The sequence below is a fragment of the Janthinobacterium sp. LPB2021202312-11-4 genome, assembly GCF_037049705.1.
GTDB lineage: Bacteria > Pseudomonadota > Gammaproteobacteria > Pseudomonadales > Pseudomonadaceae > Aquipseudomonas.
In genome coordinates, this window is record NZ_JBAGKV010000018.1 from 105,504 (window position 1) to 130,297 (window position 24,794).

General features: G+C 56.8%; 28 protein-coding genes and 1 pseudogene. 10 read left to right on the forward strand and 19 right to left on the reverse strand.

Annotated features, from left to right (window positions below):
- Window positions 1-6: 6 nt before the first annotated feature.
- Both V5E99_RS19615 and galU read right to left on the reverse strand, forming a co-directional pair.
- Window positions 7-423: a hypothetical protein gene (locus V5E99_RS19615; RefSeq protein ID WP_499803920.1), complete on the reverse strand. Its 417-nt coding sequence runs from the start codon at window positions 421-423 to the stop codon at window positions 7-9.
- Between the two features lie 45 nt (window positions 424-468).
- Window positions 469-1,302 (reverse strand): UTP--glucose-1-phosphate uridylyltransferase GalU, encoded by an 834-nt coding sequence (gene galU, locus V5E99_RS19620; protein ID WP_499803921.1) that lies wholly within the window; start codon window positions 1,300-1,302, stop codon window positions 469-471.
- Window positions 1,303-1,594: 292 nt separating this feature from the next.
- Here galU and galE point away from each other — a divergent pair, with 292 nt between their 5' ends.
- The 6 genes from galE (at window position 1,595) to V5E99_RS19650 (ending at window position 7,809) form a co-directional block, all read left to right on the forward strand.
- A complete protein-coding gene (gene galE / locus V5E99_RS19625) occupies window positions 1,595-2,611 on the forward strand; it encodes a UDP-glucose 4-epimerase GalE (RefSeq protein ID WP_499803922.1) in 1,017 nt (338 codons plus the stop codon).
- 254 nt (window positions 2,612-2,865) lie between these two features.
- Window positions 2,866-3,102 (forward strand): hypothetical protein, encoded by a 237-nt coding sequence (locus V5E99_RS19630; protein ID WP_499803923.1) that lies wholly within the window; start codon window positions 2,866-2,868, stop codon window positions 3,100-3,102.
- Window positions 3,103-3,241: 139 nt separating this feature from the next.
- Window positions 3,242-4,303 carry a polysaccharide biosynthesis/export family protein gene (locus V5E99_RS19635; RefSeq protein WP_499803924.1) on the forward strand — a complete coding sequence of 354 codons (1,062 nt, stop codon included), beginning with the start codon at window positions 3,242-3,244 and terminating at the stop codon, window positions 4,301-4,303.
- A 10-nt stretch (window positions 4,304-4,313) separates the two neighbouring features.
- The gene (locus V5E99_RS19640; protein WP_499803925.1) at window positions 4,314-4,976 is read left to right on the forward strand and encodes a YjbF family lipoprotein; all 663 of its coding nucleotides are present in this window, start codon (window positions 4,314-4,316) and stop codon (window positions 4,974-4,976) included.
- A gap of 44 nt (window positions 4,977-5,020) precedes the next feature.
- Window positions 5,021-5,734 (forward strand): capsule biosynthesis GfcC family protein, encoded by a 714-nt coding sequence (locus V5E99_RS19645; protein ID WP_499803926.1) that lies wholly within the window; start codon window positions 5,021-5,023, stop codon window positions 5,732-5,734.
- Window positions 5,731-7,809, forward strand: coding sequence for a YjbH domain-containing protein (locus tag V5E99_RS19650; RefSeq protein WP_499803927.1), 2,079 nt, complete (start codon window positions 5,731-5,733; stop codon window positions 7,807-7,809). Before V5E99_RS19645 ends, V5E99_RS19650 begins: the two co-directional genes overlap by 4 nt.
- A 131-nt stretch (window positions 7,810-7,940) precedes the next feature.
- Here V5E99_RS19650 and V5E99_RS19655 read toward each other — a convergent pair whose 3' ends face one another.
- The 4 genes from V5E99_RS19655 to V5E99_RS19670 all read right to left on the reverse strand — a co-directional run bounded on the left by V5E99_RS19655 (window position 7,941) and on the right by V5E99_RS19670 (window position 11,803).
- A complete protein-coding gene (locus V5E99_RS19655; protein ID WP_499803928.1) occupies window positions 7,941-9,335 on the reverse strand; it encodes an undecaprenyl-phosphate glucose phosphotransferase in 1,395 nt (464 codons plus the stop codon).
- A gap of 323 nt (window positions 9,336-9,658) precedes the next feature.
- On the reverse strand, window positions 9,659-10,318 hold the full coding sequence (locus V5E99_RS19660; protein WP_499803929.1) for a winged helix-turn-helix domain-containing protein: 660 nt from the start codon (window positions 10,316-10,318) through the stop codon (window positions 9,659-9,661).
- A gap of 32 nt (window positions 10,319-10,350) precedes the next feature.
- Window positions 10,351-11,106, reverse strand: coding sequence for an EAL domain-containing protein (locus V5E99_RS19665; RefSeq protein WP_499803930.1), 756 nt, complete (start codon window positions 11,104-11,106; stop codon window positions 10,351-10,353).
- A gap of 25 nt (window positions 11,107-11,131) precedes the next feature.
- A complete protein-coding gene (locus V5E99_RS19670; protein WP_499803931.1) occupies window positions 11,132-11,803 on the reverse strand; it encodes a winged helix-turn-helix domain-containing protein in 672 nt (223 codons plus the stop codon).
- Between the two features lie 600 nt (window positions 11,804-12,403).
- Here V5E99_RS19670 and V5E99_RS19675 point away from each other — a divergent pair.
- Window positions 12,404-13,237 (forward strand): undecaprenyl-diphosphate phosphatase, encoded by an 834-nt coding sequence (locus tag V5E99_RS19675; RefSeq protein WP_499803932.1) that lies wholly within the window; start codon window positions 12,404-12,406, stop codon window positions 13,235-13,237.
- Window positions 13,238-13,259: 22 nt separating this feature from the next.
- Here the strand turns inward: V5E99_RS19675 and dusA are convergent, their stop codons facing one another.
- Entirely contained in the window at window positions 13,260-14,270 is a 1,011-nt protein-coding gene (gene dusA, locus V5E99_RS19680; RefSeq protein ID WP_499803933.1) for a tRNA dihydrouridine(20/20a) synthase DusA, read from the reverse strand.
- 142 nt (window positions 14,271-14,412) lie between these two features.
- On the opposite strand from dusA, the gene V5E99_RS19685 reads away from it, so the two are divergent.
- The gene (locus V5E99_RS19685) at window positions 14,413-15,525 is read left to right on the forward strand and encodes a tyrosine-type recombinase/integrase (protein WP_499803934.1); all 1,113 of its coding nucleotides are present in this window, start codon (window positions 14,413-14,415) and stop codon (window positions 15,523-15,525) included.
- Here the strand turns inward: V5E99_RS19685 and V5E99_RS19690 are convergent.
- From V5E99_RS19690 to istA, 12 genes are all read right to left on the reverse strand, one after another.
- Window positions 15,500-15,775, reverse strand: coding sequence for a pyocin activator PrtN family protein (locus V5E99_RS19690; protein ID WP_499803935.1), 276 nt, complete (start codon window positions 15,773-15,775; stop codon window positions 15,500-15,502). The genes V5E99_RS19685 and V5E99_RS19690 overlap by 26 nt on opposite strands.
- 166 nt (window positions 15,776-15,941) lie before the next feature.
- Window positions 15,942-16,703 carry a hypothetical protein gene (locus V5E99_RS19695; protein WP_499803936.1) on the reverse strand — a complete coding sequence of 254 codons (762 nt, stop codon included), beginning with the start codon at window positions 16,701-16,703 and terminating at the stop codon, window positions 15,942-15,944.
- Window positions 16,700-17,926: a hypothetical protein gene (locus tag V5E99_RS19700; RefSeq protein ID WP_499803937.1), complete on the reverse strand. Its 1,227-nt coding sequence runs from the start codon at window positions 17,924-17,926 to the stop codon at window positions 16,700-16,702. The genes V5E99_RS19695 and V5E99_RS19700 overlap by 4 nt, the downstream gene beginning before the upstream one ends.
- Window positions 17,923-18,144 carry a hypothetical protein gene (locus V5E99_RS19705; protein ID WP_499803938.1) on the reverse strand — a complete coding sequence of 74 codons (222 nt, stop codon included), beginning with the start codon at window positions 18,142-18,144 and terminating at the stop codon, window positions 17,923-17,925. The genes V5E99_RS19700 and V5E99_RS19705 overlap by 4 nt, the downstream gene beginning before the upstream one ends.
- On the reverse strand, window positions 18,141-18,560 hold the full coding sequence (locus tag V5E99_RS19710; RefSeq protein WP_499803939.1) for a hypothetical protein: 420 nt from the start codon (window positions 18,558-18,560) through the stop codon (window positions 18,141-18,143). The genes V5E99_RS19705 and V5E99_RS19710 overlap by 4 nt, the downstream gene beginning before the upstream one ends.
- A gap of 78 nt (window positions 18,561-18,638) precedes the next feature.
- A complete protein-coding gene (locus tag V5E99_RS19715) occupies window positions 18,639-19,460 on the reverse strand; it encodes a YfdQ family protein (protein ID WP_499803940.1) in 822 nt (273 codons plus the stop codon).
- A 51-nt stretch (window positions 19,461-19,511) separates the two neighbouring features.
- Window positions 19,512-19,856, reverse strand: coding sequence for a YfdP family phage-associated protein (locus V5E99_RS19720; protein ID WP_499803941.1), 345 nt, complete (start codon window positions 19,854-19,856; stop codon window positions 19,512-19,514).
- Between the two features lie 58 nt (window positions 19,857-19,914).
- The gene (locus V5E99_RS19725; RefSeq protein ID WP_282410340.1) at window positions 19,915-20,157 is read right to left on the reverse strand and encodes a pyocin activator PrtN family protein; all 243 of its coding nucleotides are present in this window, start codon (window positions 20,155-20,157) and stop codon (window positions 19,915-19,917) included.
- Window positions 20,154-20,537, reverse strand: coding sequence for a hypothetical protein (locus V5E99_RS19730; protein WP_499803942.1), 384 nt, complete (start codon window positions 20,535-20,537; stop codon window positions 20,154-20,156). Before V5E99_RS19730 ends, V5E99_RS19725 begins: the two co-directional genes overlap by 4 nt.
- A complete protein-coding gene (locus V5E99_RS19735) occupies window positions 20,534-20,809 on the reverse strand; it encodes a hypothetical protein (protein WP_499803943.1) in 276 nt (91 codons plus the stop codon). The genes V5E99_RS19730 and V5E99_RS19735 overlap by 4 nt, the downstream gene beginning before the upstream one ends.
- A gap of 10 nt (window positions 20,810-20,819) precedes the next feature.
- A complete protein-coding gene (locus V5E99_RS19740) occupies window positions 20,820-21,392 on the reverse strand; it encodes a deoxynucleotide monophosphate kinase family protein (protein WP_499803944.1) in 573 nt (190 codons plus the stop codon).
- A 124-nt stretch (window positions 21,393-21,516) separates the two neighbouring features.
- Window positions 21,517-22,431: an IS21 family transposase gene (gene istA / locus V5E99_RS19745; protein WP_499803945.1), complete on the reverse strand. Its 915-nt coding sequence runs from the start codon at window positions 22,429-22,431 to the stop codon at window positions 21,517-21,519.
- Window positions 22,432-22,720: 289 nt separating this feature from the next.
- On the opposite strand from istA, the gene tnpB reads away from it, so the two are divergent.
- The gene (tnpB, locus tag V5E99_RS19750) at window positions 22,721-23,056 is read left to right on the forward strand and encodes an IS66 family insertion sequence element accessory protein TnpB (RefSeq protein WP_165353280.1); all 336 of its coding nucleotides are present in this window, start codon (window positions 22,721-22,723) and stop codon (window positions 23,054-23,056) included.
- A 61-nt stretch (window positions 23,057-23,117) separates the two neighbouring features.
- A pseudogene (tnpC, locus tag V5E99_RS19755) lies at window positions 23,118-24,640 on the forward strand (IS66 family transposase).
- Window positions 24,641-24,794: the final 154 nt, after the last annotated feature.

Sequence of the window (24,794 nt, forward strand, 5' to 3'; positions counted from 1 at the left end):
TTGAATTCAGCCCCTGGCTTTCTCAAAGCGCTCCAGCTGACTCAACAGCTCGGCGGTTTTGAGCGGCATCAGTTGCGGATCACAACGGCTTTCCACGGTGATGACGATGGCCGGATCGCTGCCGGCAATGCGCGCGCGGAACCGCCAATCGCTGAAAATAACTTTCAGCCCGGCGCGTTCATCGATATCCAGCGCCTGCTCGCTGTAGAGATTTTTCAAGTGAGCGAGCAGCGCGTCAGGCTCGCGCATGGGCCGACGGATTTCCCCGGACGAGGGGAACACGCCGATGCGTTCGACCATCAGTAGCGTGCCCAGCCAGGTCTCGGTGGGTGAGGACAACGACGGATTCAATGACATCCATGACATCACCCCGACGTTGCCCACGTCCAAATCAATGTCTGACGAGCGCTTTGCAATGTTCATAGTGGCCTGCCTGAAGAGAAGAGTGGGCGACGGTTGAGAGGAGGGTTACAGGCCCTTGAGATACAGGTGCTCGTAACAGAAATTGGTGGCCTCGAGATAACCCTCGGCACCGCCGCAATCGAAGCGCAGGCCGTCGAACTTGTAGGCCAGCACGCAACCGTTTTGCGCTTGCTTCATCAAGGCATCGGTAATCTGGATCTCGCCACCTTTGCCGGGCTGGGTGTCGGCGATCAGGTCAAAGATGTCCGGCGTCAGGATGTAGCGGCCGATGATCGCCAGGTTCGACGGGGCGTCTTCAGGTGCGGGCTTTTCCACCATGCTGCTGACGCGGTAGACGCCGTCGGCGATCAACTCGCCGGCAATTACGCCGTACTTGTGGGTCTGGTCACGGGGGACTTCCTGGATGGCGACGATCGAGCAACGGTAGCGCTTGTAGAGCTGAATCATCTGCGCCAATACGCCATCACCGTTCAGGTTCAGGCACAGATCATCCGCCAGTGAAACGGCGAAGGGTTCATCGCCAATCAACGGGCGGCCGCTGAGAATCGCGTGGCCCAGGCCCTTCATTTCGACCTGCCGGGTGTAAGAGAAGGTGCAGGTTTCGATCAGCTCGCGGGTGCCAGCGAGGAATTTTTCTTTCTCGGTGCCGCGAATCTGATGCTCCAGCTCATAGCTGATGTCGAAGTGATCTTCCAATGCACGCTTGCCCCGTCCGGTAACGAGGGCCATGTGTTGCAGGCCGGCGTCCCGTGCTTCTTCAACGGCGTACTGGATCAACGGCTTGTTGACGATTGGCAGCATTTCCTTGGGCATGGCTTTGGTGGCCGGCAAGAAACGCGTGCCATAACCAGCGGCGGGGAACAAACATTTACGAATCATAAAAATATCCTGGAAGTCATGGGGCTCAACTAAACATCGATTGTAAGTTTCTTAACTAAGCGACTACTTTAATACCTGAGATGGGTTGTTAATGGCAATTATTGTCAGGTGGTTAAACAGGGAATGTTATGAGTTGTCGGTCGGCGGCTCGTTAGTTATTTTTCGTCGGTGTCTGTTGATAGTGGTGAGCGTTGCGTAGTGCTAAATAAGTACCCGGTAATACTGTCTGGTCGAGATAACTATTGATTGGGACAGGTTATCAGCACTTCTCGACCCTACTATGGACCGCGCTATGAAAATTCTGGTAACGGGTGGCACCGGGTATATCGGTTCGCACACCACACTTGCACTGCTTGAAGCGGGTTTTGACGTGGTGGTGCTGGACAATCTTTGCAACAGCTCCGACGCCGCGCTGCATGCCGTGGAAGCCATTTGCGGAAAAAGTGCGCTGATGATTCACGGGGATGTCTGCGACCGGGCCTTGCTGGACCGGATTTTTCAGCAGCACGCCATTGATGCGGTCCTGCATTTCGCCGGGCTCAAAGCCGTCGGCGAAAGCGTGCACAAGCCACTTGAGTATTACGAGGCCAATGTCGGCGGCAGCATCGCGTTGTGCCAGGCGATGGCCGCCGCCGGGGTATTTCGCCTGGTGTTCAGCTCATCGGCCACGGTCTACGGCGCGCCGGAGCAGATGCCGATCAGCGAGGATGTGCCCACCGGCAGCCCGACCAATCCCTACGGCCAATCGAAGCTGATCGTCGAAAACCTGCTGCGCGACCTGTGTGTGGCCGAGCCGCGCTGGAGCATCGCGCTGTTGCGCTACTTCAATCCGATCGGCGCCCATGCCAGTGGCCACTTGGGCGAAGACCCCAATGGCATTCCCAATAACCTGGTGCCCTACATCAGCCAGGTCGCGGTGGGCAGCCTGAAAGAGTTGTCGATTTTCGGTGATGATTACCCCACGGCCGATGGCACCGGCGTGCGTGACTACATCCATGTGGTGGATTTGGCCGACGGGCATCTGAAGGCCTTGCAGTCGATTTCGCAAACCACGGGCATCCATATCTGGAACCTTGGCACCGGTGACGGCTACAGCGTGATGCAGGTGTTGCACGCGTTTGAGCAAGCATCGGGGCGCCCGGTGCCTTATCGGATTTTGCCGCGCCGCTCCGGTGACGTTGCCGAAAGCCTGGCCGACCCGTCCAAGGCCGCCCGTGAACTCGGCTGGAAAGCCACGCGCAGTTTGCAGCAAATGATGACTGATACTTGGCGCTGGCAATCGCAACATCCAAAGGGCTATCTCGGATAACGGACAGTTGTCGCTGTAACTATCAAACTTGCTGAATGTTATAAACCGTCCGGTATGTTAATTATCGTCGGCAAATTAGTCTGGAAATGCATCGGGCAAATCCGTAGATATAAACCCCGCCGTTCGACCTTTATCAGTCGCGTGTGACTGTGAATGAACAACGGATCTTGTTCGCACTTTTTGCGGCTTGAACTTTCCACCTCTGACTGAGCGCCAGGTTTTCTAACATGGCGGGATGTTAGAAAGGAGTTGATATGAAGAAAGTGATGGCAATTGCCCTGTTGTCGATGTTTGGCAGTTGGGCGTTCGCAGCGGAAGCACCGCTGACACAGGCAACCAATGTCGCCGGTAACGTAGCCGCTTCCCAAGCGCCTGCGGCCAGTACGGCGATGGTGGCCGGTGCAGTGGCTGCCTCTAACAGTGGCGGCAACGCTAACGGCGGTACAACCGGGACTACAGGTACGACCGGAACCACCGGTACCAGTAACTGAAAAACCCTGTAGGTGTAACACAAGGTCGCCCGATGCAAGTCGGGTGACCTTGTCTGGATTTGCCCTTGAATAGCGTAGTGCCCTTATGACTCGTAGTTTTCCCTTTTTGATGTTGGCCAGTATCGCTTTGCAAGGTTGTATGTTTTCTCCGGGGCAATACCTGAGCACCAGCGATATCACGCGCCAAGGGGCCAGTGAAAGCAGTCGCGTCGAGCTGATTCCGATCACCCCCAAGCTCATTGCCATGGACCGGGCGACGCAGAAACATACGTCGCTGCCGGCGGAATTATTGACGGCACCGGCGGAATATCGCATCGGCAACAATGATGTGTTGTACATCACGGTCTGGGACCATCCGGAGCTGACCGCACCCTCCGGCGCGCAACAGCAGATCGACGCCAACGGCCGCCTGGTGCGTTCCGACGGCACGCTGTATTACCCCTATATCAAGGAAGTCCAGGCAGCCGGCAAAACCATTCAGCAATTGCGTGCGGACATTTCCGCAAGGCTGTCGGACTTTATCGCCGACCCGCAAGTGGACGTCGCCGTGTTGCGCTTCGCCAGCCAGAAAGTGGTGGTGTCGGGGGCGGTCTCGAAGGCTGGCTCGCAACCGATTTCCACCAACCCGATGAATGTGGTCGAAGCCCTCGGTTCGGCCGGAATCGACCCGATCAATGCCGACTTGTCCGGCTTGCTGCTGACGCGTAACGGGCGGACGTATCCGCTGAATCTCGATGCACTAAACCAGCAGGATTCCGAGTTGCAGAACGTCTACCTCAAGGGTGGCGATCAGCTCTACCTGCCGTACAACGACAACAAGCGCATCTACGTGATGGGCGAAGTCAATCAGCCCCGGGCGCTGACGTTCAAGACCGCCACCATGAACCTGTCCGATGTGCTGGGCTCGGTCGGCGGGTTAAGCCAGACCACCTCCAACGGCAACGCGGTCTACGTCATCCGGGGCGTTGAAAACCTCGACGTGGAGCCGGCGAAAATCTATCAACTGCAAGCCGAGTCGCCGACCGCCATGGCGCTCGCCACGCACTTCAATGTACGGCCCCAGGACATCGTCTATGTCGGCCCCGCCAACGTGACGCGCTGGAACCGCTTCATCAGCCAATTGGTGCCTTCGGCCGCCATCCTAGGTGTGGGGGCTTCCTCGGCGAAGAACCTGAGTGAAGTCAGAGACAACGGCAAATAAGGTCAGGTCTGTGAAAACGTTGAATGTTGGCGTCTGCGTGATAGCGGCCTTGTTGTGTGGCTGTAACCCGTTGATGACCGCGTCTTTGAGCAACTTCAAAGCGGCGGTAGTCGGCCCCGATGAGCTTGAGGTCACACCCGCCGAAGTGGCTCGGGTCGAATTTCCCCAGCTGACTTTGACCACGCCGTCCGGCTCCGGGGTGTTGGCGATGGTGCGTGAGCGGGGCGACCTGCAATTCTGGGTCGCGTCCGGCAAACAGGTGCTGTTGCTGCGCGACGGACTCGCGGTGCGCAGCGTCGGCCTGGGCATCGAAGGCGACCTCGATGGTACGCGTCTGGCGACGACTTCGCCCTTCAAACAAGGCCTGCACACGCTGCCGGATGGCTACACCAGCCAGCGCTGGATTGATCTTTATCAAGGCAGCGAAACCGGCGTGACCGTGAACAGTCGCTTCTCGCGAAAATCCATGGAAACCCTCGAAATTCTCAACAAGGAATACGCCGTGCTACGTGTCGATGAGCAGATCGACGCCCCGGCCATTGGCCTGCGGGCGACCAATCGTTACTGGGTCGATCCGGTGGACGGTTTCATTGTGAAGAGTGAGCAGCAACTGACCACGCGACTGCGGGTCAAGATCGTGCAATTGACCCCTGAACGCAGGTTTGCCCGTTGAAGCGGGCGCCGTTTTTATCCGCGTGCCTTCTGTTGATTTCCGGCATGAGCCAAGCGGCAGTGACCGTCACAGGCGACGTGCAAGTCCCGGGGCCGGTGGAGCTGCCGCCGGGCGGGCGCTTGTCGGACGTGATCAGCGTTGTCGTGCCGAATGCCGAAAGTTACTGGCTGGCCGCCGCGTTGCTGCGCCAGCCGTTGCTGCAAGCCCAGACCCGACTCAAAACCGGGGTGCTGTTCGACCTGCAAGTGTTGCAACGCACCGCATTGCTGTTCGACAGACCCAGCCGGGCCGACCTGGCGATGCGTCTGTACGAACAGGTCAGCCGCATGCCGGTGACCGGGCGCCAGATCACCGTGCTGGACCCGGTGGCCATCGAGGTCGGGTTCGCGCCTAACGTCCGTTTGAGCGACGGCGATCGCCTGATCTATCCGTTGCGCATCGATGAAGTTGAAGTACTCGGCGCGGTCGTCGAACGGTGTCGGTTGCCGTATGTCGCCCTGCAAGAAGCCCGGGATTACTTGCCAGGGTGCGCAACGCTGGACGATGCCGAGGCTGATTATCTGTGGCTGATCCAACCCAATGGCGTCACCCGCCAGGTCGGCATCGCGCCGTGGAATCGTGAGAGCGGGCAGGTGCCTGCGGCGGGCAGCAAGATTCTGATCCCGCTGAAAAATGATGATCTTGATCCGCCTATCCCTGAACTGAATCAGCAGTTGGCCGAATTTCTTGCCACGCAATTGGCTGAGGTGGTTCATTGAATTTACGTTTTGCAGCCGTGTTGTTATTGCCCTGTGGTTTGGCCCATGCCGAGCCACGTTTAACCCAGAATGATTTTGGTGGCGTCGGCCTGTGGCAAACGCCGACCGCCCGAATGTCCCCGGCCGGCGAGTTGAGCGTGAACGCCAACCGCACCGAGCCCTACAGTCGCTACAGCGTCGCGCTGCAGCCGTTCGACTGGCTCGAAGGCGCGTTCCGCTACACCGCCATCACCAACCGCCCTTACGGCCCAGAATCATTGAGTGGCAACCAGAGCTACAAGGATAAGGCGGTCGATCTCAAAGTCCGGCTGTGGCAGGAAACCCACTGGGCGCCCGAGGTGGCGCTGGGCTTCCGAGACATTGGCGGTACCGGCCTGTTCTCCAGTGAATTCCTGGTGGCCAACAAGCGCTATAACGATTTTGATTTCAGCGCCGGGATTGCCTGGGGTTACCTGGGCAATCGCGGAGACTTCGATAACCCGGCGGGTTGGCTCGATGATCGCTTCAAGACCCGACCCAACATGGAAGGCACTGGCGACGTCAACGCTGGCGCCTACTTTCGTGGCAAACCTTCGTTATTCGGCGGCGTGACCTACCAGACGCCCTGGGATCGGCTCAGCCTCAAACTCGAATACGAAGGCAACGACTACAAGCACGAGCCCAAGGACAACGTGATCGAGCAGGACTCACCGATCAACCTCGGTGCCGTGTTCAAGGTGACCGACTCGCTGGACCTCAGCGCAGCCTGGGAACGGGGCAACACCGCGATGTTCGGTCTGACCTTCCACACCAACTTCGTCAGCCGCAAGGCACCGGCCAAGACCTTCGACCCACCGGCGGAACCCTTGCCAGCCAGGTCTCCGACCGTCGCGATGGATCAGGTCAACTGGCCGGATGTATCCCGGCGTTTGCAGCAAAATGCCGGCTACAAAGTCGAGCGCATCAGCCAGCGCGGTCCTGAACTGATCGTCTACGGCGAGCAGGGCCGCTATTTCCATTCGGCCAAAGCGGTCGGTCGCGCCAGCCGGATTCTCGACAACAGCGTCAACTCGGATATCGACTGGTTCACCGTGGTGAACAAGCGCTATGACCTTCCATTGGAAGAAACCAGCGTGCCTCGGCAAACCTTTCGCGAAGTGCTGAACAATGAGGAACCGCTGCAAGCGTTGCACCGCAACACCGAGACCAATCCGGCGATGCCGCACAACGAGAAGACCCTCTACACCGAGGCGCGCGACCCTTTCAGCTACGGCGCCGGGTTGGGCTTTAAACAGAACGTCGGTGGCCCGGACGGCTTTTTCTATCAGTTCAGTGCTGATGCGGATGCCGAGTATCGCTTTAACCGCAACACTTGGTGGAGCGGCCTGCTCAGCGCCAATCTGCTGAACAACTTCGACGGCTTCAAGTACGACGCACCCAGCGGTCTGCCCCGGGTGCGCACGGACTTGCGTCAGTACCTGACCACTTCCGAAGTCACCATGCCGCTGTTCCAGTTCAGCCACGCCGAGCAGTTGGATAAGGATTTGTATGGCATGGTTTACGGCGGCTATCTGGAGTCGATGTTTGCCGGCGTTGGCGGCGAGGTGTTGTTTCGTCCGCAAGGCCAGCGCTGGTCGGTCGGCGCGGATTTGAACTACGTGCGTCAGCGCGAATTCGACCAGGGCTTCGGCCTGCGGGACTACTCGGTCGTCACCGGCCATATCACCGGTTACACCGATTTGCCCTACGACACACTCGCTGCCGTCAGCGTCGGGCGCTACCTGGCGGGGGATTGGGGTACCACCATCGATCTGTCGCGGGAGTTCTCCAACGGCGTACGCTTTGGTGCCTGGGCGACCATCACCACCGCCACCGGCCCTGAATATGGCGAAGGTAGCTTCGACAAAGGCCTGTACCTGTCCATTCCGTTCGATGAACTGATGAGCATGTCGACCATGCGCCGCGCCAACCTCGTCTGGTCGCCCCTGACCCGGGACGGTGGCGCACGGCTCAATCGCAGCTTCCAGTTGCACTCGATGACCGACAGCCGCGACAACGACATGTTCTACCGCAACTTCGAGAAGATCACCGAGTAAGGGGTGGCGATTTGCAGAGCTGCACGCCTTGTTGATCGCCGCACATTGAGCTCGTTCCAAACTCCGAATAACAGCCACGAAAAAGGGGACTTTCGTCCCCTTGTGGTGGTGCTGTTTCGATGGTCACGCCATCAATAGATGTCCTTCGAGAGCAAGGTGAAGGGCGTCTTCACCAGGATCTTCAGGTCCAGCCACAGCGACCAGTTGTTGATGTACTTGAGGTCGATCTCTACACGCTTCTGCATCTTGTCGATGGTATCCGTCTCGCCGCGGCAACCGTTGATTTGCGCGAGCCCGGTAATGCCGGGTTTGATTCGGTGGCGTGCCATGTAGGCGAGAATCTTGCCGGAGTAGTAGTGGTTGTGGGCGACCGCATGAGGCCGCGGGCCGACCAGGGCCATGTGCCCTTGCAGCACGTTGAACAATTGCGGCAGTTCGTCCAGCGAAGTGCGGCGAATGAAGCGGCCGACAGCGGTAATGCGCGAATCGTTGCGGCTGGCTTGTTTGACTTCATGGTCGTCGTGGACACGCATCGAGCGAAATTTCCAGACTTGGATCACCTTGCCATTCCAGCCATGACGATCCTGTTTGAAGAAGATCGGGCCGGGGGAGGTGAGTTTCACGGCCAGGGCAATCACCGCCAGCACCGGGCTCAGCAGCACGATGGCCAGCGCGGCAACGGCTTTCTCCAGCAGGCTCTTGCTCAACGCCGCAGTGGGCCGGCTGGTTAATGGGCTTTCATTCAAATAGATCGCCGGCAGACCGTCCACGACCCGCACCGAGTGGTTGAGCAGCGTCAGGCAATTCAAGTCCGGCACCCACACCACGTCGACATTGGCACCCAACAAATCGACGTACATCGCTTCGATTTTTGCCGCTTCGCTGAGCGGCAGGGTGATGTACAAACGTCGGATGTCGTGGCGGCTGATCAGTTCCAGAAGCTCTTCCTGGGCACCCACGATACGTGGTGCGTCCGGTTCCAGCGCGGTGACGGCGCCGGTGCTGACCATGCCCACCAGCGGCAGGTTTTCGACGCTGCTCAACTTCTTGGCCAGGCCAAGCGCCAGTTCGCCGGTGCCGACGATCAGGGTCCGGTGCTCGCTCTTTCGTGAGCGCTGGTAGTACTTGGAGAACCCGTGCAAAGGCGCGTACATCAGCGCTTGCCCGAGGAAACCGTACACCGCCCAGCTGAGAATCACCTGCCGGGAAAACAGCTCATCGGCCTTGCAGATAAACGCTACGCAGCCCAGCGCCGCCATCGTCATGGACCACCCCATGAACAGACGCCCCAGCCCCGTCAGATAGCTGTCCCTTTTCCTGTATACGCCGCTGAACGTGTAGGCCGGAACCGAGGCCAGTACGGTCAGCGCTGCGCACACCCGATAATAGAACTCGACCGCGCCGGTATGTTGTTCAGCGAGTATGAACAACAAGGACACGACAAAGCCCTGCGCCAGCGCCCATTGACCCCAGAAGGTAAGTCCCTTGAGGCCAGTATTTCGATTGATACGAAGAGTAAGATCCATGCGATATCCCCAAAAGACGTCCATTCAGGTATCGACAGTCGAACTGTGAGTTGCTTTAAACAGGATTGTTGTTGTTTTAACTAATGCCCTGAGACTAACAACATCAATAGATCGAACTGTCGTCAGTCAATAGACTAAGTTATTGATGGGGCATGCTGTCTGACGAGTTCTAACAAGATGGCAAAGTGCCAACTTTTGAGTTGCAAAGAGTGGCGTGTTAGAAAAGGTCGAAATTTTATGGGGGTATGGCGGAGGGGGTCTGGAATGGGGGTGACAAACAAAGTGCGCTTTTTATTGTTGTAATAGCACTGTCGTATGTTTGTTCAGGCTGTGTGAACTTCCTGGATAAGACAATAGCCGCGATTTCTTACTGCGCGAAATAGTCGTTCACCCTTGCTGGCGCTTTTGAACTTGTCTTGCAATCGGCTCAAACACATTTCCAGGCCGCGATACTGCTCCGGTTCTCTGCCGATGCTTAGAATCAGATCATCTCTACTGACGACGCGGTCTTCATGATGAAGCATCTTCTTGACGAGGGTGGCTTCCAATCCAGTGAGATTGATCTCGACGTTTTCTTTGATCAGGACACTTTGATGATTGTCGAGTTGCCAGGCTTCGTTGTAAGGGTCTATGCCTTCGTTTTCTCGAGTTATATCGCTTGATTCGGTTGGAATTGGTGAAACGACGGGTCGTATTCCGGATTGTGCGGCCAACCATTCCGCTTCGAGGGTAGCCAGTATCGTCTGTGTTTCATGTTCGATAGTGTGGGCGACATGTTTCCTTGTCCCACTGGGGTAGGTGAACTCCATCATCACGGGGGCGCAAGAGGGCGAGGCAACACCTTCAATAAACATTTGTGCCTGGGATGTACCAAACGAGTTGAAACGCTCGCTGGACAGTATGGTCTCGAGCTCACGTTGACAAGTTGTGCTGTGAGTCACGACAACAAAATATTTTCTGGGGAGGGTTGTACTTATTTCCACGTCTCTCTCCTAAAGTAGTCACCAAAGTTTGGTTAAATATGATCGGCAGGGGAGTAATAGCTCCCTTGGAAGTAATCAAAGGGCAGCGCCCGGGCCAATGAATGGCTCTCGATATGCTCTACACGATCGGCAATAAAAGAAATCTTGTTGTTGTGGGTCAGTGTCACCATGTGGTCATGGAATTGATTGAGGAACTCGGGATTGCCATTGAGTTTCAAACACTGGCCCAACGATGAAATCGATACCTTGATGTAGTTGAACAGATTCAGAGTGCTGAAGCTTGTTAGTGCTTCTCGCTGGATGTCATAGTCATCCAAGGCAATTTCTATACCATGATCTTTCAAGCGATACATATTATAAATAATGTTTTTTTTATATTTGGAATCTACTTCCCAGAATGCCCGCCCCTTGAGTGACACGACCAGTGTGTGGCCGAGATCGAGCAGGTTGTCGCCAGACCGGATCAGCTCTTCGGCCAACGTAAAGCTGGCAAGACCCGGTTCAGACAGGCAGAGGATCGTTCGGTTCAGATATTTTTTCGGGTTGTGCGAGCGTCGGTCTTTCAGGGAGGAGGGCTCCCTGTGCATACGCATCAATGCGTCGCTGCCGCGCCCACACGATTGGCCCGCCAGCGTCGTCTGGGACAACGGAGCGGGAAGGGGGCGATGAGCCACTGTCGTAGGTCTTATCTCATTGGCAAACGGACGGTCATCGCGTGACAGGATCAGTTGCCGGGTGAGATAGCGATACGGGGCTTTTGCGGGCGTGATGCCGCCAGTCGCATTCATGCAACAACTCCTTTCCATAGGTGAATCAGGCGGTCGAGATCAGACCCCTCATCAATCGGTATCCATATCCGCGAATGCTCTGAATGGCATTGGTGCCATACATGCTTTTGATTTTTCCGCGAAGACGACTGATTGATTTCTCCAAAGCCCTGGGGTCGTAAAAATTGGTATTCAGCCCCATGATTCTGGCGATTTCATCGTGACTTAATATGTGGTTGTTGGTTTGCGCAAATGCTTCCAGGATTTTCATTTCTGCAAAAGAGATCTCCAGTTTCTTGCGAGTATCCATTAGACATATACGCGTTGGGTCCAATACCAGATTAACTTCTCTTTGCCATTCTTCACTGCTGAAGAACTCGGACAGAAACGCAGTGCTCTCGTCGGACAATATATTGAGTTTGATACAGCAGTCGGCGCCAGCAAGATAATACTTCATCTTGTTAAAGACATCTCGGCCGGTAATGACGGCACAAATAATCGGGTTTAAGTGGGAAGAGCGAAGGTTTTCTACTAATGCCAGGCTCTCGTCAAACGCATGAGGGCTGTCAATAATAATGAAGATTGCACGATACAAATCCTGCTGTTCATTTTTCTTATGTAAATGAGCGTAGGTGCTAGCATCAAGAGTTATATCAGAGCGTACGTGTGTTGCGACTAATGCTCTAAAATTCTCGGCCACGCTGCGGGTACGACCCAAGATGAGAACACCTGGCTCCTCATTTGCCGGGCGCGAGCCTCTAGTCGCTAGTTTCCCTGTAAGCATCATGCTTTTTGACTCGAATGGGTGCTGACATCAGGATGTTAAAGCACCGGTTCTCATCTGTGACTGACAATTGGTAACATTCAAAACGGCTTTTCAGGCGTGGCGGGCGAGTTTTCTAACATAAATAATCTTTTAATTGCTTCTCTCGGCCAGCTGAACTAGTGAAATGGCGCCCTTAGATGATGGCCATATGCAATGGTGCCACTATTTTGAATGGGTGGCGATTCCTTTTTGAACTCAAAAGGCCATCATGGCCCTGAGCGGCGATTCCGGGCTATTTTCCATCCGAGAATATAAAACTGTGCGCTCCGTCACATTTTATGGGTGAGCGTTTATTTCTATATGGCTAGGCCTTCAGCAGTTAGTTAGGCAGACGATTAATAACAAGTCTTGAGTGTGTGGTTTGCCAGGACTTATTATTCGCTGAAACCCTCCGCTACATGGTTGTGGTTTACAAGGTTTTAGTGTTTTACACTTTTTAATAACCTAATACGATTAATGGGCGTTCAACAGGAATGCCCTGACGGAGGATTGATGGAGTTTTGGACCTTTCTACAGGTATTGGTTTTAGGTGCGGTAGAGGGGCTGACAGAATTCTTGCCTATCTCCAGTACAGGTCACCAGATTATTGTTGCGGACTTGTTGGACTTTGGTGGCGAACGCGCCATGGCGTTTAATATTATTATTCAACTGGGGGCCATTCTGGCCGTCGTCTGGGAGTTTCGTCCGAAAATCTTCGAGATCGTCAAAGGCTTGCCCACCCAACGTAATGCACAGCGTTTTACCTTGAACTTGCTAATTGGTTTTCTTCCAGCCGTTGTGTTGGGTGTTTTATTCGCCGATAAAATTCATCAGTACCTGTTTAATCCGATTACGGTTGCCGTTGCGCTAGTGGTGGGCGGCTTCATCATGTTGTGGGCCGAGCGGCGGGAGCATGTCGTGCACGTCGAACATGTTGACGACATGCGCTGGTCAGATGCTTTAAAGGTAGGTTTCGCGCAGTGCCTGGCGATGATCCCCGGTACTTCCCGCTCAGGCTCAACCATTATCGGCGGATTGCTGTTTGGACTGTCGCGCAAGGCCGCGACCGAGTACTCGTTTTTTCTGGCGATGCCCACGATGGTCGGCGCCGCCGTGTATTCAGGCTACAAGTACCGCGATCTATTCCAGGCCAGTGACTTGCCCGTATTTGCCCTGGGTTTTGTGACGGCCTTCATTTTCGCGATGATTGCCGTGCGTGGCTTGCTCAAGTTCATTGCCAGCCACAGCTACGCGGTATTCGCGTGGTACCGGATTGCCTTCGGTTTACTTATTTTGGCCTCTTGGGTATTTGGCTGGGTGAACTGGACGGCGGCTGCGGCGGCCTGACCATCCAGCGGTGGAGGGAGGGTTAGCGCCCCTCAAGCAACTCCGCCGCCTGATCCAGCAACACCAAAGGCTCTTTGGCCTTGTGAATATCCACCGACAATAACTGCCGAAACTTGCGCGCCCCCGGAAAACCGGTGCCCAGTCCAAGTACATGCCGAGTGATATGGTGCATCGAACCGCCCGCCTCAATGTGCGCCGCTATATAAGGCCGCAACTGCGCCAGCGCCTCGGCCCGAGTGATGATCGGTGCCGTGCTGCCGAACAACTGCTGATCCACCTCAGCCATCACATAGGGATTGTGATACGCCTCACGGCCCAGCATTACACCGTCGAACGTCTGCAAATGCTCGTGACAGGCCTCCAGCGTCTTGATACCGCCGTTGAGGATGATCTCCAACTCCGGAAAGTCCTGCTTCAACTGCGCCGCCACGTCATAGCGCAGCGGCGGAATATCGCGGTTCTCCTTCGGCGACAACCCCTCCAGAATCGCAATCCGCGCATGCACCGTAAAACTCGTGCACCCGGCGTCCCGAACGGTGCCGACGAAATCACACAACTGCTCGTAACTGTCGCGCCCGTTAATCCCTATCCGGTGTTTCACCGTCACCGGAATCGACACCGCATCACGCATCGCCTTCACGCAATCGGCCACCAACTGCGGATGCCCCATCAGCACCGCGCCGATCATATTGTTCTGCACCCGATCACTCGGGCAGCCGACATTCAGATTCACCTCGTCGTAACCGTGCTCCTGAGCCATGCGGGCGCAGGCGGCCAGGTCCAGGGGAACGCTGCCGCCGAGTTGCAGGGCGAGCGGGTGTTCGGCTTCGTTGTGGCGCAGGAAACGGTCGTGATCACCGTTCAAGAGCGCGCCGGTGGTGACCATTTCGGTGTAGAGGAGGGCGTGTTTGGAAAGTAGTCGTAGGAAAAAACGACAATGTCTATCAGTCCAATCCATCATGGGCGCAACACTGAACCGCCTGGATAGCGCAGGGCTTGAATTTACTGGTCTGGAGTGCGTGTTCTGTACCATTTTGCTCTACGTGTTTTCTGCGTGTTTTCGGGCGTTTTCGGGCGTTTTTTGAATGTCGGTGGTACGATGTACCACTTCAAAACTGACGCGTACCACTTTCGATATGGCGACTATCAGGGCAAGAAAACTGGCGGATGGGAGCGTGAGCTATACAGCTCAGATCCGCATCAAGCGCGACGGAGTGCAAGTCTACCAAGAGAGTCAGACCTTCGCCCGAAAACAGGCAGCTCAGGCTTGGACGCGAAAGCGCGGTGCGGAGCTGGATGAGCCTGGTGCAATCGAGCGGGCGAACCGGAAGGGGGTCACGGTGAGCGACATGATCACCCGCTACCTGGATGAAATGGAGAAAGTCCGGCCGCTGGGGAAAACCAAGAAGGCCACGTTGAATGCCATTTCTGAAACGGACTTTGGGAAGTTGGTTGATTCTGACGTGAACAGTCAGCAGCTTGTGGACTACGCACTCTGGCGCATGAGTAAAGAGGGTGGAGGGGTGCAGCCTCAGACCGCAGGCAACGATCTTGCGCATCTTGGCGCAGTATTATCAATTGCCCGGCCCGCCTGGGGTTATCAAGTTGATCCGCATGCAATGGGTGATGCACGTAAGGTATTGCGAAAGCTCGGTTACAACTTGAAGAGTCGCGAGAGGGACCGTCGACCGTCGTTGGATGAGCTGGGGAAAATACTTAGTTACTACGAAGATATGCAGGCGCGCCGGCGTAGTTCAATCAATATGCTGAAGGTTGTGGGCTTCGCGATCTTTTCGACACGGCGACTCGATGAGATTACTCGCATCCGCTGGGCGGATGTTGATGAGGTTGGTCAGCGGGTGATGGTCCGGGATATGAAGAACCCTGGCCAGAAGATCGGCAATGATGTTTGGTGTTATTTGCCGGATGAGGCATGGCGGATACTTCAAACAATGCCCAAGGCCGGCGAGGATATATTCCCGTATAGCCCTGAATCTATCTCGACGTCCTGGGCTAAAGCTTGCAAGTTTACAGAGATCGATGACTTGCACTTTCACGATCTGAGGCACGACGGTGTCAGTCGATTATTTGAAATGGACTGGGATATCCCACGTGTAGCGAGTGTTTCAGGGCACAGGGACTGGAACTCGCTGAGACGCTATACCCATCTGCGTGGGAGGGGGGATCGATACGTTGGCTGGGAGTGGCATGACAAGATACTGAAGGCGCCCGTGCAACTGGGCGCCGCATCAATGAAGTGGCTTAAGAGGCGCGTTTTAAGCCGTTGAGCTGGTTACATTCCTTGACTGCGGCTTCCCGCTGCAAGTCGAGGTAGGCCGCCAGGTCTGTGATGTGGATACCTTTTGCGCTTTTCTGGCTGGGCTCCAGGCGAGTGATTGGGATTTTGATCTGGCCAGCCAGCACCTTGCGCTGGAACATTTCAGTGGTTAGGTGAGTGAAGTAGTCCGTGCACACCTGGTCCAGCGGAATGATGGCCCGGCCATTGTATTGCGCCATCAGGATGAAGGCTGTGTTCATGGCTGTTGCTCCTTTGCGCGGCGTGCTATTCCTTCGGCCTGGCGCTGCTTGCTGCATTGTTCGTGGTTGCCGTGTGCTCGCGACGTTTTGCACTTGTCGCAAATGGTTTGCAGGTCGAGAGGCGGCATTTGGCCTCGTCGTAATCGGACTGTTCGCCGGAGAGCTGTCATAGCGTCACCCGCTTGAACTCAATAACCCATACCCAAGGGTTGCTCTCCCATGCGCCGATACCGTTGAGGGAGTTCCACAAATCCTTGAACGCATCCTCGGGATGGCACCAGTTACCCGGTAAGGGGTCTTTATTCGAGGCGTGATAAGCGAATGCGCCGTCGCCGTGATGGATTTTGTTGATCCCTTCGGCAAGATATCGACTTTCGAAAGCAGTCTCTCCATCGCCGTCCTGCAACCGCTCGACGCGGACTCCGGTTATTTCCAGCAGGATGCGGCAGACCCAGCGCGGCATGTGGGGGCTTGGGCGCCAACGGCCTTCGGTGCCAGAGATAAGGTCCTCAGACCAGCAGGAGAAATGGTATGGCGCTGAGCGAGGGTCGTCGTAGTTGAAGGCACCTTGATCATCCAGAAAGCTTTCGTCCTCCATGAGGTCGCGAACGTCATCATCTGCTCGATATGCAATGCCCGGCGCACCCTGCAGGTTTACGTCGGACCATGTTTCTCGCACCCACAGTCGGTCGCCCGGCTGGCCGTAGGGGCAGGTTGCCCACCCCCATGTTTGTCGGGTGCCGCCTGTTGCTGGCGATGGTCCCGAGCCCATCCACTTCCCCGTTCCGCCAGCGTCTACCACCCATTCGTCAGTTTTAAGCGTGGGCTGTGGCTTGATCACCCGCCGTGTGACCGTCTTCTGGCCGCTGAGGATGGCTCGCACCATCGGTGCGCTGAATAGAATCGGGCTCTCTTTGATACCGCTCATGACGTCACCGCCTGACCTTCAGCTTTCTTGCGATACAGCGGGTCAGCACCGATGAACACTTCCTCCGGTGCTTCAGGCCAATGACCCCGTATTGTGTCGAAGTCACCTTCGTTCCAGCATCGAAGGAACTCCATGCCGTCGTGATCGCTGGAGGTGTTCTCCAGTGCGAAAGCAATCGCAGCAGTGGATGGATCTGGCGGAGTGAGCGGGAGTGCATCCAGTGCGGCTTCGGCTTCGGAAAACCAATCGGCGGCCTCTGGGTTTTGTTCTTTCAGTATCAGCACGCCTTCAGCGAGTACCCATGCGAGAGTGTCCAGCTTCTGCAGAACTGCATCGGTTTCGGGCTGGTTCGCGGGGTAAGCCAAAGCGTGATCGAAAGCAACTCGAAACCCAGCTGCATTGCGGTGTCCGCCTCCACCGTACTGTTTGGCGATCTCGGCCACGTCCAAGCCAGCATCTGTGCTGCGTAGGCTGAAAATTCGACCATCAGAACTATCGAAGTAGGAGGCGGCAAACAGTTCGCCTTCGGCCATTAGAGCCCCAGCATCGCTCGCAAACATGTATGGAAGGTTTGCGGCAGGTACATCATGCCCACCGATGAGCATGCGGCGCTTGGTGGTGTGCACCAGGTCGGCTAAGGTCTTTTGGTGCTGGCGATTGATGGCCACGCCGTCAAGGCGTATCCAGTTGATTTCGTCGGCGAAGAGGCGGTCCCAGGTCGCGAAGTCTTGCGGGTAGCTGAACAGGTCCGCCATGATCTCGCGGGTGCCTTCGAGCTTGAACAGCCAAAGGTCACGATCTTCAATGTGGTTGATCAATGGCGGGCGTGGCTGGTCGGGAAAAAAGAAGTCCCAGGTCAGACCGGCGCCTGATCGATTCATGTCGAAAAGCGAGTGAAGTTTCCCTGTCTTACTTTTCTCGTGTGCCTCGTAGCGCAATTCTGCCTGTGGTAGATCGACCAAGTCGGCCATTGCTGATTTGTGGTGATCGATAACGAGCACCGACTCGGCCTTGTCTGCCAGTGCGATAAGTGCGTCGTACTTGTAGGAGAAGTCGACAATAATGACTTTTTTGCCCGTAACATCAGGAGCTGGGTCGCCGTAGCGTGCGGCATGGAACTCAACATCGGACCCCAGAGCTTTTCGGACAACCCAGGCTGCGCCGAAGCCGTCAGCGCAGTTGCCGTGATAGATGCAGAGGGTGGTGCTTTCTTTATTGTTCATGCGGCCTCCTTGACCAAGTCGGCCAGTAGCAATGCGTTCTTGGTGTCCTTGTGCAGCTTGCGCAGGACGTCAGTGCCGATCAGCACGGCTAATTGCCGGTCGAACTCTTTGCGAAAACGCGTCAGCTCCAGCAGCTCGTTGGTCGCCTTGGCGCATTGGCGCTGGAGCTCACCGGCTGCCTGGGGTGTCAGGCGCAACATTGGAATGAGGCGATTCATGCCGCATCCTCCTGTGCTACTTGCTGCAGGAGAGCGGCCATGGCGAGCGCCTGATCGCGGAGGGCGCGTGAGTCACGTTCGAGTTTCTTGCCTGTACGGAATGCGCTGAATGTCTCTGCCGCAACTCTCAGTTGTTCGGCGATGGCCAGCAGAGTCTGGCGTTCTGGTTCCCCCAGCTTTGAGGCGGCCAATGCACGCTCATAGTGGGAGTACAGTTGCTGGTGGTGGTCCCGCGCCTGATCAAGCGATCGCTTAAGGTCCTGTATCGTCCCGGAGCTATCTGATTGCTGAATGGCCTTGCCTTCGTCGATACCTTCGATGTGGCCAACGTTCAGGCCACCGCGATAGCCTGACCAATAGGTAAGGCCAACAAGTACGATCAGAACGATCAGTGCGCAAATCTGAATTGCTGTCATGTGCTGTGTACCTCGGTAGAGCCCGCCGTCAGGATTTTTGGTGAGAGGCTGACGGCGGGGTGTTACTTGGGGGATTGGTTACAAGGTGGCTTCGTACAGCGGTACTTCGCCGATTGCGCTCTGGATCTTCTGGCGAACGGCGTTGTAGGCCTCTTCAAGCACTTTGTCTGGGCGCACCAGTTCGAACCACATTTGCAGACGACCTTCCAGAATGCGGTAGCGGAAGCGGGCGGGGACACAGAAAGCGTCACCACCGAGGAACGGTTTCACGGCGATGAAGAACTGTTCCGGAATGCGCAACTGGCCTGCTTCGCCGGCACGCCCGTCGATTTCTTCGTTGTAGGTCAGTTGAACCTGGCCGTTGTCGAGGCGGGTGCCCTGGCGGAAGGTGATATTTTTCTTGGCTTCCAAAGTGCGGCTGATTTCCAGCATGTCGGCCGGGCTTGGGTCGTTCGATTCGTTTTCACGCTGGGTGATGTCCCGGACGTTCTCTTCGATGAACTCGGCGAACGTTGCTTGATCCATGCGCTTGCGGTCGTTCTCTTTCCAGCGACCCCACTCGATGCTGGTCGGGCAGCGGTACGTAGCAACGTGTTCGCGCCAGGCTGGGGCGGTTGGTTGGTGGTAGTCGATGACTGCCGAGAAAGTCCGGCCTTCGGGACCGTTGCAGAACACTGCGGTCGCGTCATCGGCGAAGCGGTTCACGTATGCAATGAAGGACTCGGCATCAAGCACGGTCAGTTTCTGGCGCGTGCGGGTGGGGTTCGGTAGCAGGTGCTCAAGGGAGTGGACGCCCACGCCGTCAGGAAGCAGGGCAATCGGGGCTGGCAGCCCTTGATGATCAATTGGTTTGCCGATCGCCTGTGCGAGGGTGACCAGTTGTTGAATGGCTTGTTGCATTGGAAGTGCTCCGTTGGGTGATGCTGTGGTGAGAGGTTTTCGAATCAGGCGTTACGCACTGACGTGGCGCAGTTTTTCCGGCACTGAATCTTCGCTGACTGTGCGCAGCGACAGGTCCTGTTGCCGTGGGTCGCGGCGGGTCAAGTTGCCCTCGGGGGTCAGGAAGAAAAGCGATGTGCCGCGGGACAGAATCGGTTCCTTCGCTTTGACGTCTGCCTTGATGGTCATCTGGCCACTGCCGTCTGGCTTGTAGGTGAGCTTGATATTCAGTTCACCGCCCTTGCCGGTCTGGCGAATGGCATCGATCAGGCTATGTTGGGTTTCGCTGAGTTCATCAAGTAAGCCTCCGGCCTCGATGTCCCGTAGCGTGTCGATAAAGGGGCGAGCTTTGCTCATGTGCTGTGCCTCATTGAGTGGATGTTGTCTGCCCCTGGACGGCAGGGGCACCGTTGAATCAGGCTGCTTCCTCGGCCGCTTGTGCGTCGAGGAAGGCGGCCAGGTTGTGCAGATACACCACCGGTTTAGTCCGGACGGACCTGTGCAGGTGTGTTACGACCAAAGCAATGCGGCCAGCCTTGATCTCACTCAGCAGGTAGCGGTCCGTGCGGATGTGTGAGAAGTACTGTTCCCGCACTGCCGTCAGAGACGGGCAGGGTGTGGCGAACTGCTTGCGAAGCTGGTCGAGGGTATTGCTCATGCAGCGACCTCCCCGAACCCCTCCGCAGGGGGCACCAACTTGAGGCGGATCAGTTCGGCGAGACTTTCTTTGCTTTTACCCATTCCGGCGGCGCAGACGTTGCCTTTTTCATCAGCGACAACGGCGCCGAATGGATACTCGGGCGAGTTGGTCGGGGTGACATAGGCGACTTGGCCTTCTTGAATCACGTTGTTGACACAGCGAAAGACCTCGGCCAGTTCCACTGTGCGGCAAGGCATGCTGTCCAGCAGGTCAATGGCTTCGCTCGCGGCGCCGATCAAAGTGGCGCGGCTGACCACGCCCGGGCTGTCCAGGTAGATGGGGATCAGTCTCAGGGCGCCGAGGGCTTGGGTGTAGGCATTGAAGTAGTTGGTTTTCATGCGGCGGCGTCCTTGTGCGTGATGGTTATGCCCAGTTTCTTGCCCAGCCATTGCACGCCAGCCTCGGTGACCATCACCACGGCGTAGTGCTTGTAACGGTTGGTGGTCCCTATCTGGACGCTGCGCGGGTCTGAAAACAGGTTGCCGCCGCCACGGTGGTGGCTGGCCAGGTCGCCGCTTTGCGTCAGCACGCGGAGCGCACGCAGTTGCTCGCGGAATTTCCGGGGTTTGATGCCTAGCACTGCGGCGGTTTCGTCCAAGGTGCGATTCATGGCGCTGTCCTCAGGCGGCGGAGTGCTTACGGGCTTGCAGTACGTTCTCGACGAGGCATTCGATGTCGCAGTGAAATTCCTCGATGGTGTCGTCATTGAACAGCTCGATGTCTCCGAGTCGCACCTGAACGCCTGCTTCACTGGCGTGTGCATTTACTGGCGCAGCACTATCTCGGCTGATGTGGACGACAACGCCCCCGCGACGACGGATGAACTCCGCTTCATTCTCGAACCGTATGTCGCTGACTACGAAGCCGCGGGCCGTGTCGTGGGTTCGAGCCAGCAGGTCGAGGTTCTGCGCGGCCAGTAGCAGCCACAGTTCGGGGTGCACGCTTTTGCGGCCCCACTCTGTGCCAAGAGACTGCATCAACTCACGGGGAGAGCGACCCAGCCATGGCAGCGCTTGCTCCTTTTGTTCGCCTTCGAAGTCACACGGGCTCAGGTTGAGGATGTGCATCAGGCCGTCACGCAGCGGGTCGGCGAAGGCGTAGGACTGGAACCCGTGGTGGTTCACCAGGTGCTGTGCGGCGGTGTCTTTGCCGACGCGGGCAAGCCCTGAGAGGCCAATCAGAAGAGGCTTCATGCTGCGTCACCCCCGAACGGCGCGTGGCTGTCATCGGCTGAGGCAGTGTTGAGAGCCTGGATGGCTTCGGTGCGACCTTTGGGGGTGGTGATCACCAGCAGGCCGGTGCGGCGCTGAATGGCTTCTACTGCTGCGCGGCTACTGCATGCTGCTGGGTGCAGGTAGCGACGACAAGGTCTATTCGCACCATGGCGCTGATCCGCTGGCGAACGGGCATCAGAACGATGCGTTCGAGGTGTTCTGTTTGTTGCAGCATGGTGGCGACCAGTCTCGGGCCGTCAAGGACGCCGCACGATTGCTGGGAATGCAGCATTCTTCGCGCCCAGACCCGCGTGATCTTCCCCCGCCCCCATCTGGTGACCCGAGCGAGCCAAGCTGTGCGCCGGACGAATCCAGCGAGGCCGCTCCGGCTTCTGACGGGGGGGCGGGGGAGGCGCTCACGCTTGAACAGATCCTTCGGCGGTATGCGCTGGTGGGGCACGCCACCAAAGAACGCAAAGGCCCGGTTATGGGCATCGAACACCATCTCCTGGGTCTCTCGGGGATAGGCTGCAACGAACATCTGCCGGCTGTAGGCCAGACGAAAATGCGCCACCTTGATGGTCTGCGGCACACCATCAATTTCGACGTGCTCGTGGCTCCAGTCGAACTGACAGGCATCGCCGGGGGCGAACACCAACGGCACGAAAGCCTGGGTTGTCGTTGGCCCGTTCTTGACGGATTTCCACTGTTTTACGAAGCGCTGCACGCTGTCGTAAGCGCCGCGATATCCCTCGACCTGCAACCCCTCAAACAGCCGCTGCGCCGTACGCCGCTGGGCGCGAGGTAAATGCTGCTCGGTAGTGAGCCAGCTTTGCAGCATGACCTGGAACTCACCGAGCTTTGGCGAGGGCTGTTGCTGGCGTGCGTACACCGGCTCAGCCGTCGTGTGCAGATGCTTGCGCACCGTTGGCCGGGAGAGTTTAAGGCTGCGAGCAATCGCACTAATGCTCTCACCGCTAACCAAATGCCGGCGCCGAATTTCGGCAATTATATCCATCGATAACACCCCAGATTCTCCGGCAGAAAGACCGGATGGTTGCACACCCCGGGGTGGAAACTTTTGGACGCTGTTTACCCCGGAAATCTGGAAAGTTTTGCACGCTGATTAACAATCATCAGGCGCCAGCGTTGGCTGCTTTTGTTCCGATGAAACTTGCGTCCGCAACCCGGCCCGATCAGCAGATGTCGGTCAACATCGAGGTTCCTTTCGGGCAGCAAAAACTCACTGTGAAGTGGCCATCCTCAGATCCTGACGGGTGTGCTCGTTTTGTCCGTGAGCTTGCCAAGTGATCCGCATCGACGCCATCTGGCTAGCCACCGAGCCCATGGATATGCGCGCAGGTACCGAGACCGCGTTGGCCAGAGTGATTGCAGTATTCGGTGCGGCGAAGCCGCACTGTGCTTATCTCTTTGCCAATCGACGTGCTAACCGAATGAAAGTCCTGGTTCATGACGGGATTGGTGTTTGGCTGGCTGCACGGCGTTTGAACCAAGGCAAATTCCACTGGCCAGGCATTCGGCAAGGCTGCGAGATGGAGCTAGATACCGAGCAACTTCAGGCCTTGGTATTAGGTCTGCCTTGGCAGCGTGTTGGCGCTGCCGGCACAATCACACTGCTTTAAAAACTGTAATTAGATTCTTGGCTTACTACCGCAAGCGATCTGCTTTGGTAAAATCCAAGGCATGACTTCTTCGCCCAATCTCGATCAGATGACCCCCGACCAACTGCGTGCATTCGCTGCGCAGTTGATGTCGAAGGTCGACACCATGGGCAGAAAGACCCACCGCGATCAAACCATCATCGAACAGCTGACCCACGAGATCGCCATCCTCAAGCGGCACAGGTTTGCCAAGCGCAGCGAGCAGATCAGCCCTGAGCAAGGCAACTTGCTCGACGACCTGCTCAACACAGATCTTGAGGCTATCGACGCCGAGTTGAAGGCCCTTCGACCAGCTCCCGCTCCAGAAGAGAAACGCCAGCAACCCAAGCGCGCGCCGCTACCACCGCAGTTTCCACGCACCGTAATTCATCACGAACCGGAAAACACCCAGTGCGCCTGCGGCTGCCAACTTCAGCGCATCGGCGAGGACGTCAGCGAGAAGCTGGATTACACTCCGGGCGTGTTCACCGTCGAACAGCATGTGCGTGGAAAATGGGCCTGCCGTCAGTGCGAAACACTGATCCAGGCACCGGTGCCGCCCCAGGTAATCGACAAATACCTACAGCAGCTCTGCTCGCTCATGTAATGGTGGCGAAATTCGCCGACCACTTGCCGCTGTACCGGCAGGAGAAAATCTTTGGCCGCGCCGGCTTAGCCATCGCGCGTTCAACTCTCGCGCAATGGGTTGGACAGACCGGTGTACAGCTTCAGCCATTGGTTGATGCCTTGCGAGAAGCTGTTCTGGCCCAACGAGTTGTCCATGCCGACGAAACTCCGGTGCAGATGCTTGCGCCCGGAGAGAAGAAAACTCACCGCGCTTATGTCTGGGCTTACTGCACCACGCCGTTCTCGGCGCTTAAGGCAGTGGTTTATGACTTCAGCCCGAACCGCGCCGGTGAGCATGCACGTAACTTCCTCGGCTCGTGGAACGGCAAGCTGGTGTGCGACGATTTTGCTGGCTACAAGGCCGGTTTCGAGAAGGGCATGACCGAAATTGGTTGCATGGCCCACGCACGCCGCAAGTTTTTCGATCTGCACGTGGCAAATAAAAGCCAGCTGGCGGAACAGGCACTGCACTCGATTGGCGGTTTGTACGAAGTTGAGCGCCAAGCGCGGGACATGAGTGATGAGGATCGCTGGCGGATACGGCAAGAAAAAGCGGCGCCGTTAGTGAAAGCACTGCACGACTGGATGTTGACCCAGCGCGATCTTGTGCCCAACGGATCAGCGACGGCAAAGGCCTTGGATTACAGCCTTAAACGCTGGATAGCGCTGACGCGCTACCTGGACGATGGGGCTGTGCCCATCGACAACAACCAGGTCGAGAACCAGATCCGGCCGTGGGCCCTTGGGCGTTCGAATTGGTTATTTGCCGGATCGCTACGCAGCGGAAAACGGGCGGCTGCGATCATGAGTTTGATCCAGTCGGCGCGATTAAATGGACATGATCCATATGCCTACCTGAAGAATGTTCTCATGCGACTGCCGACGCAGCGGGCGAATGAAATTACCGAGCTGCTGCCGCATAAATGGGCGTCCGTTTAACCACGCGGGTGCATGGGGCGCTTAGCTAACGTAGCGAACTTTCTGATTGGCCAAATCCTACGATTTACTGCTGCGTTGGCATGCTGCGGTCTGTGTCGTAACGGCCATGATTTAGGTCGTATTTGGATGCACCTCAATCTTACCGGTCAGTATA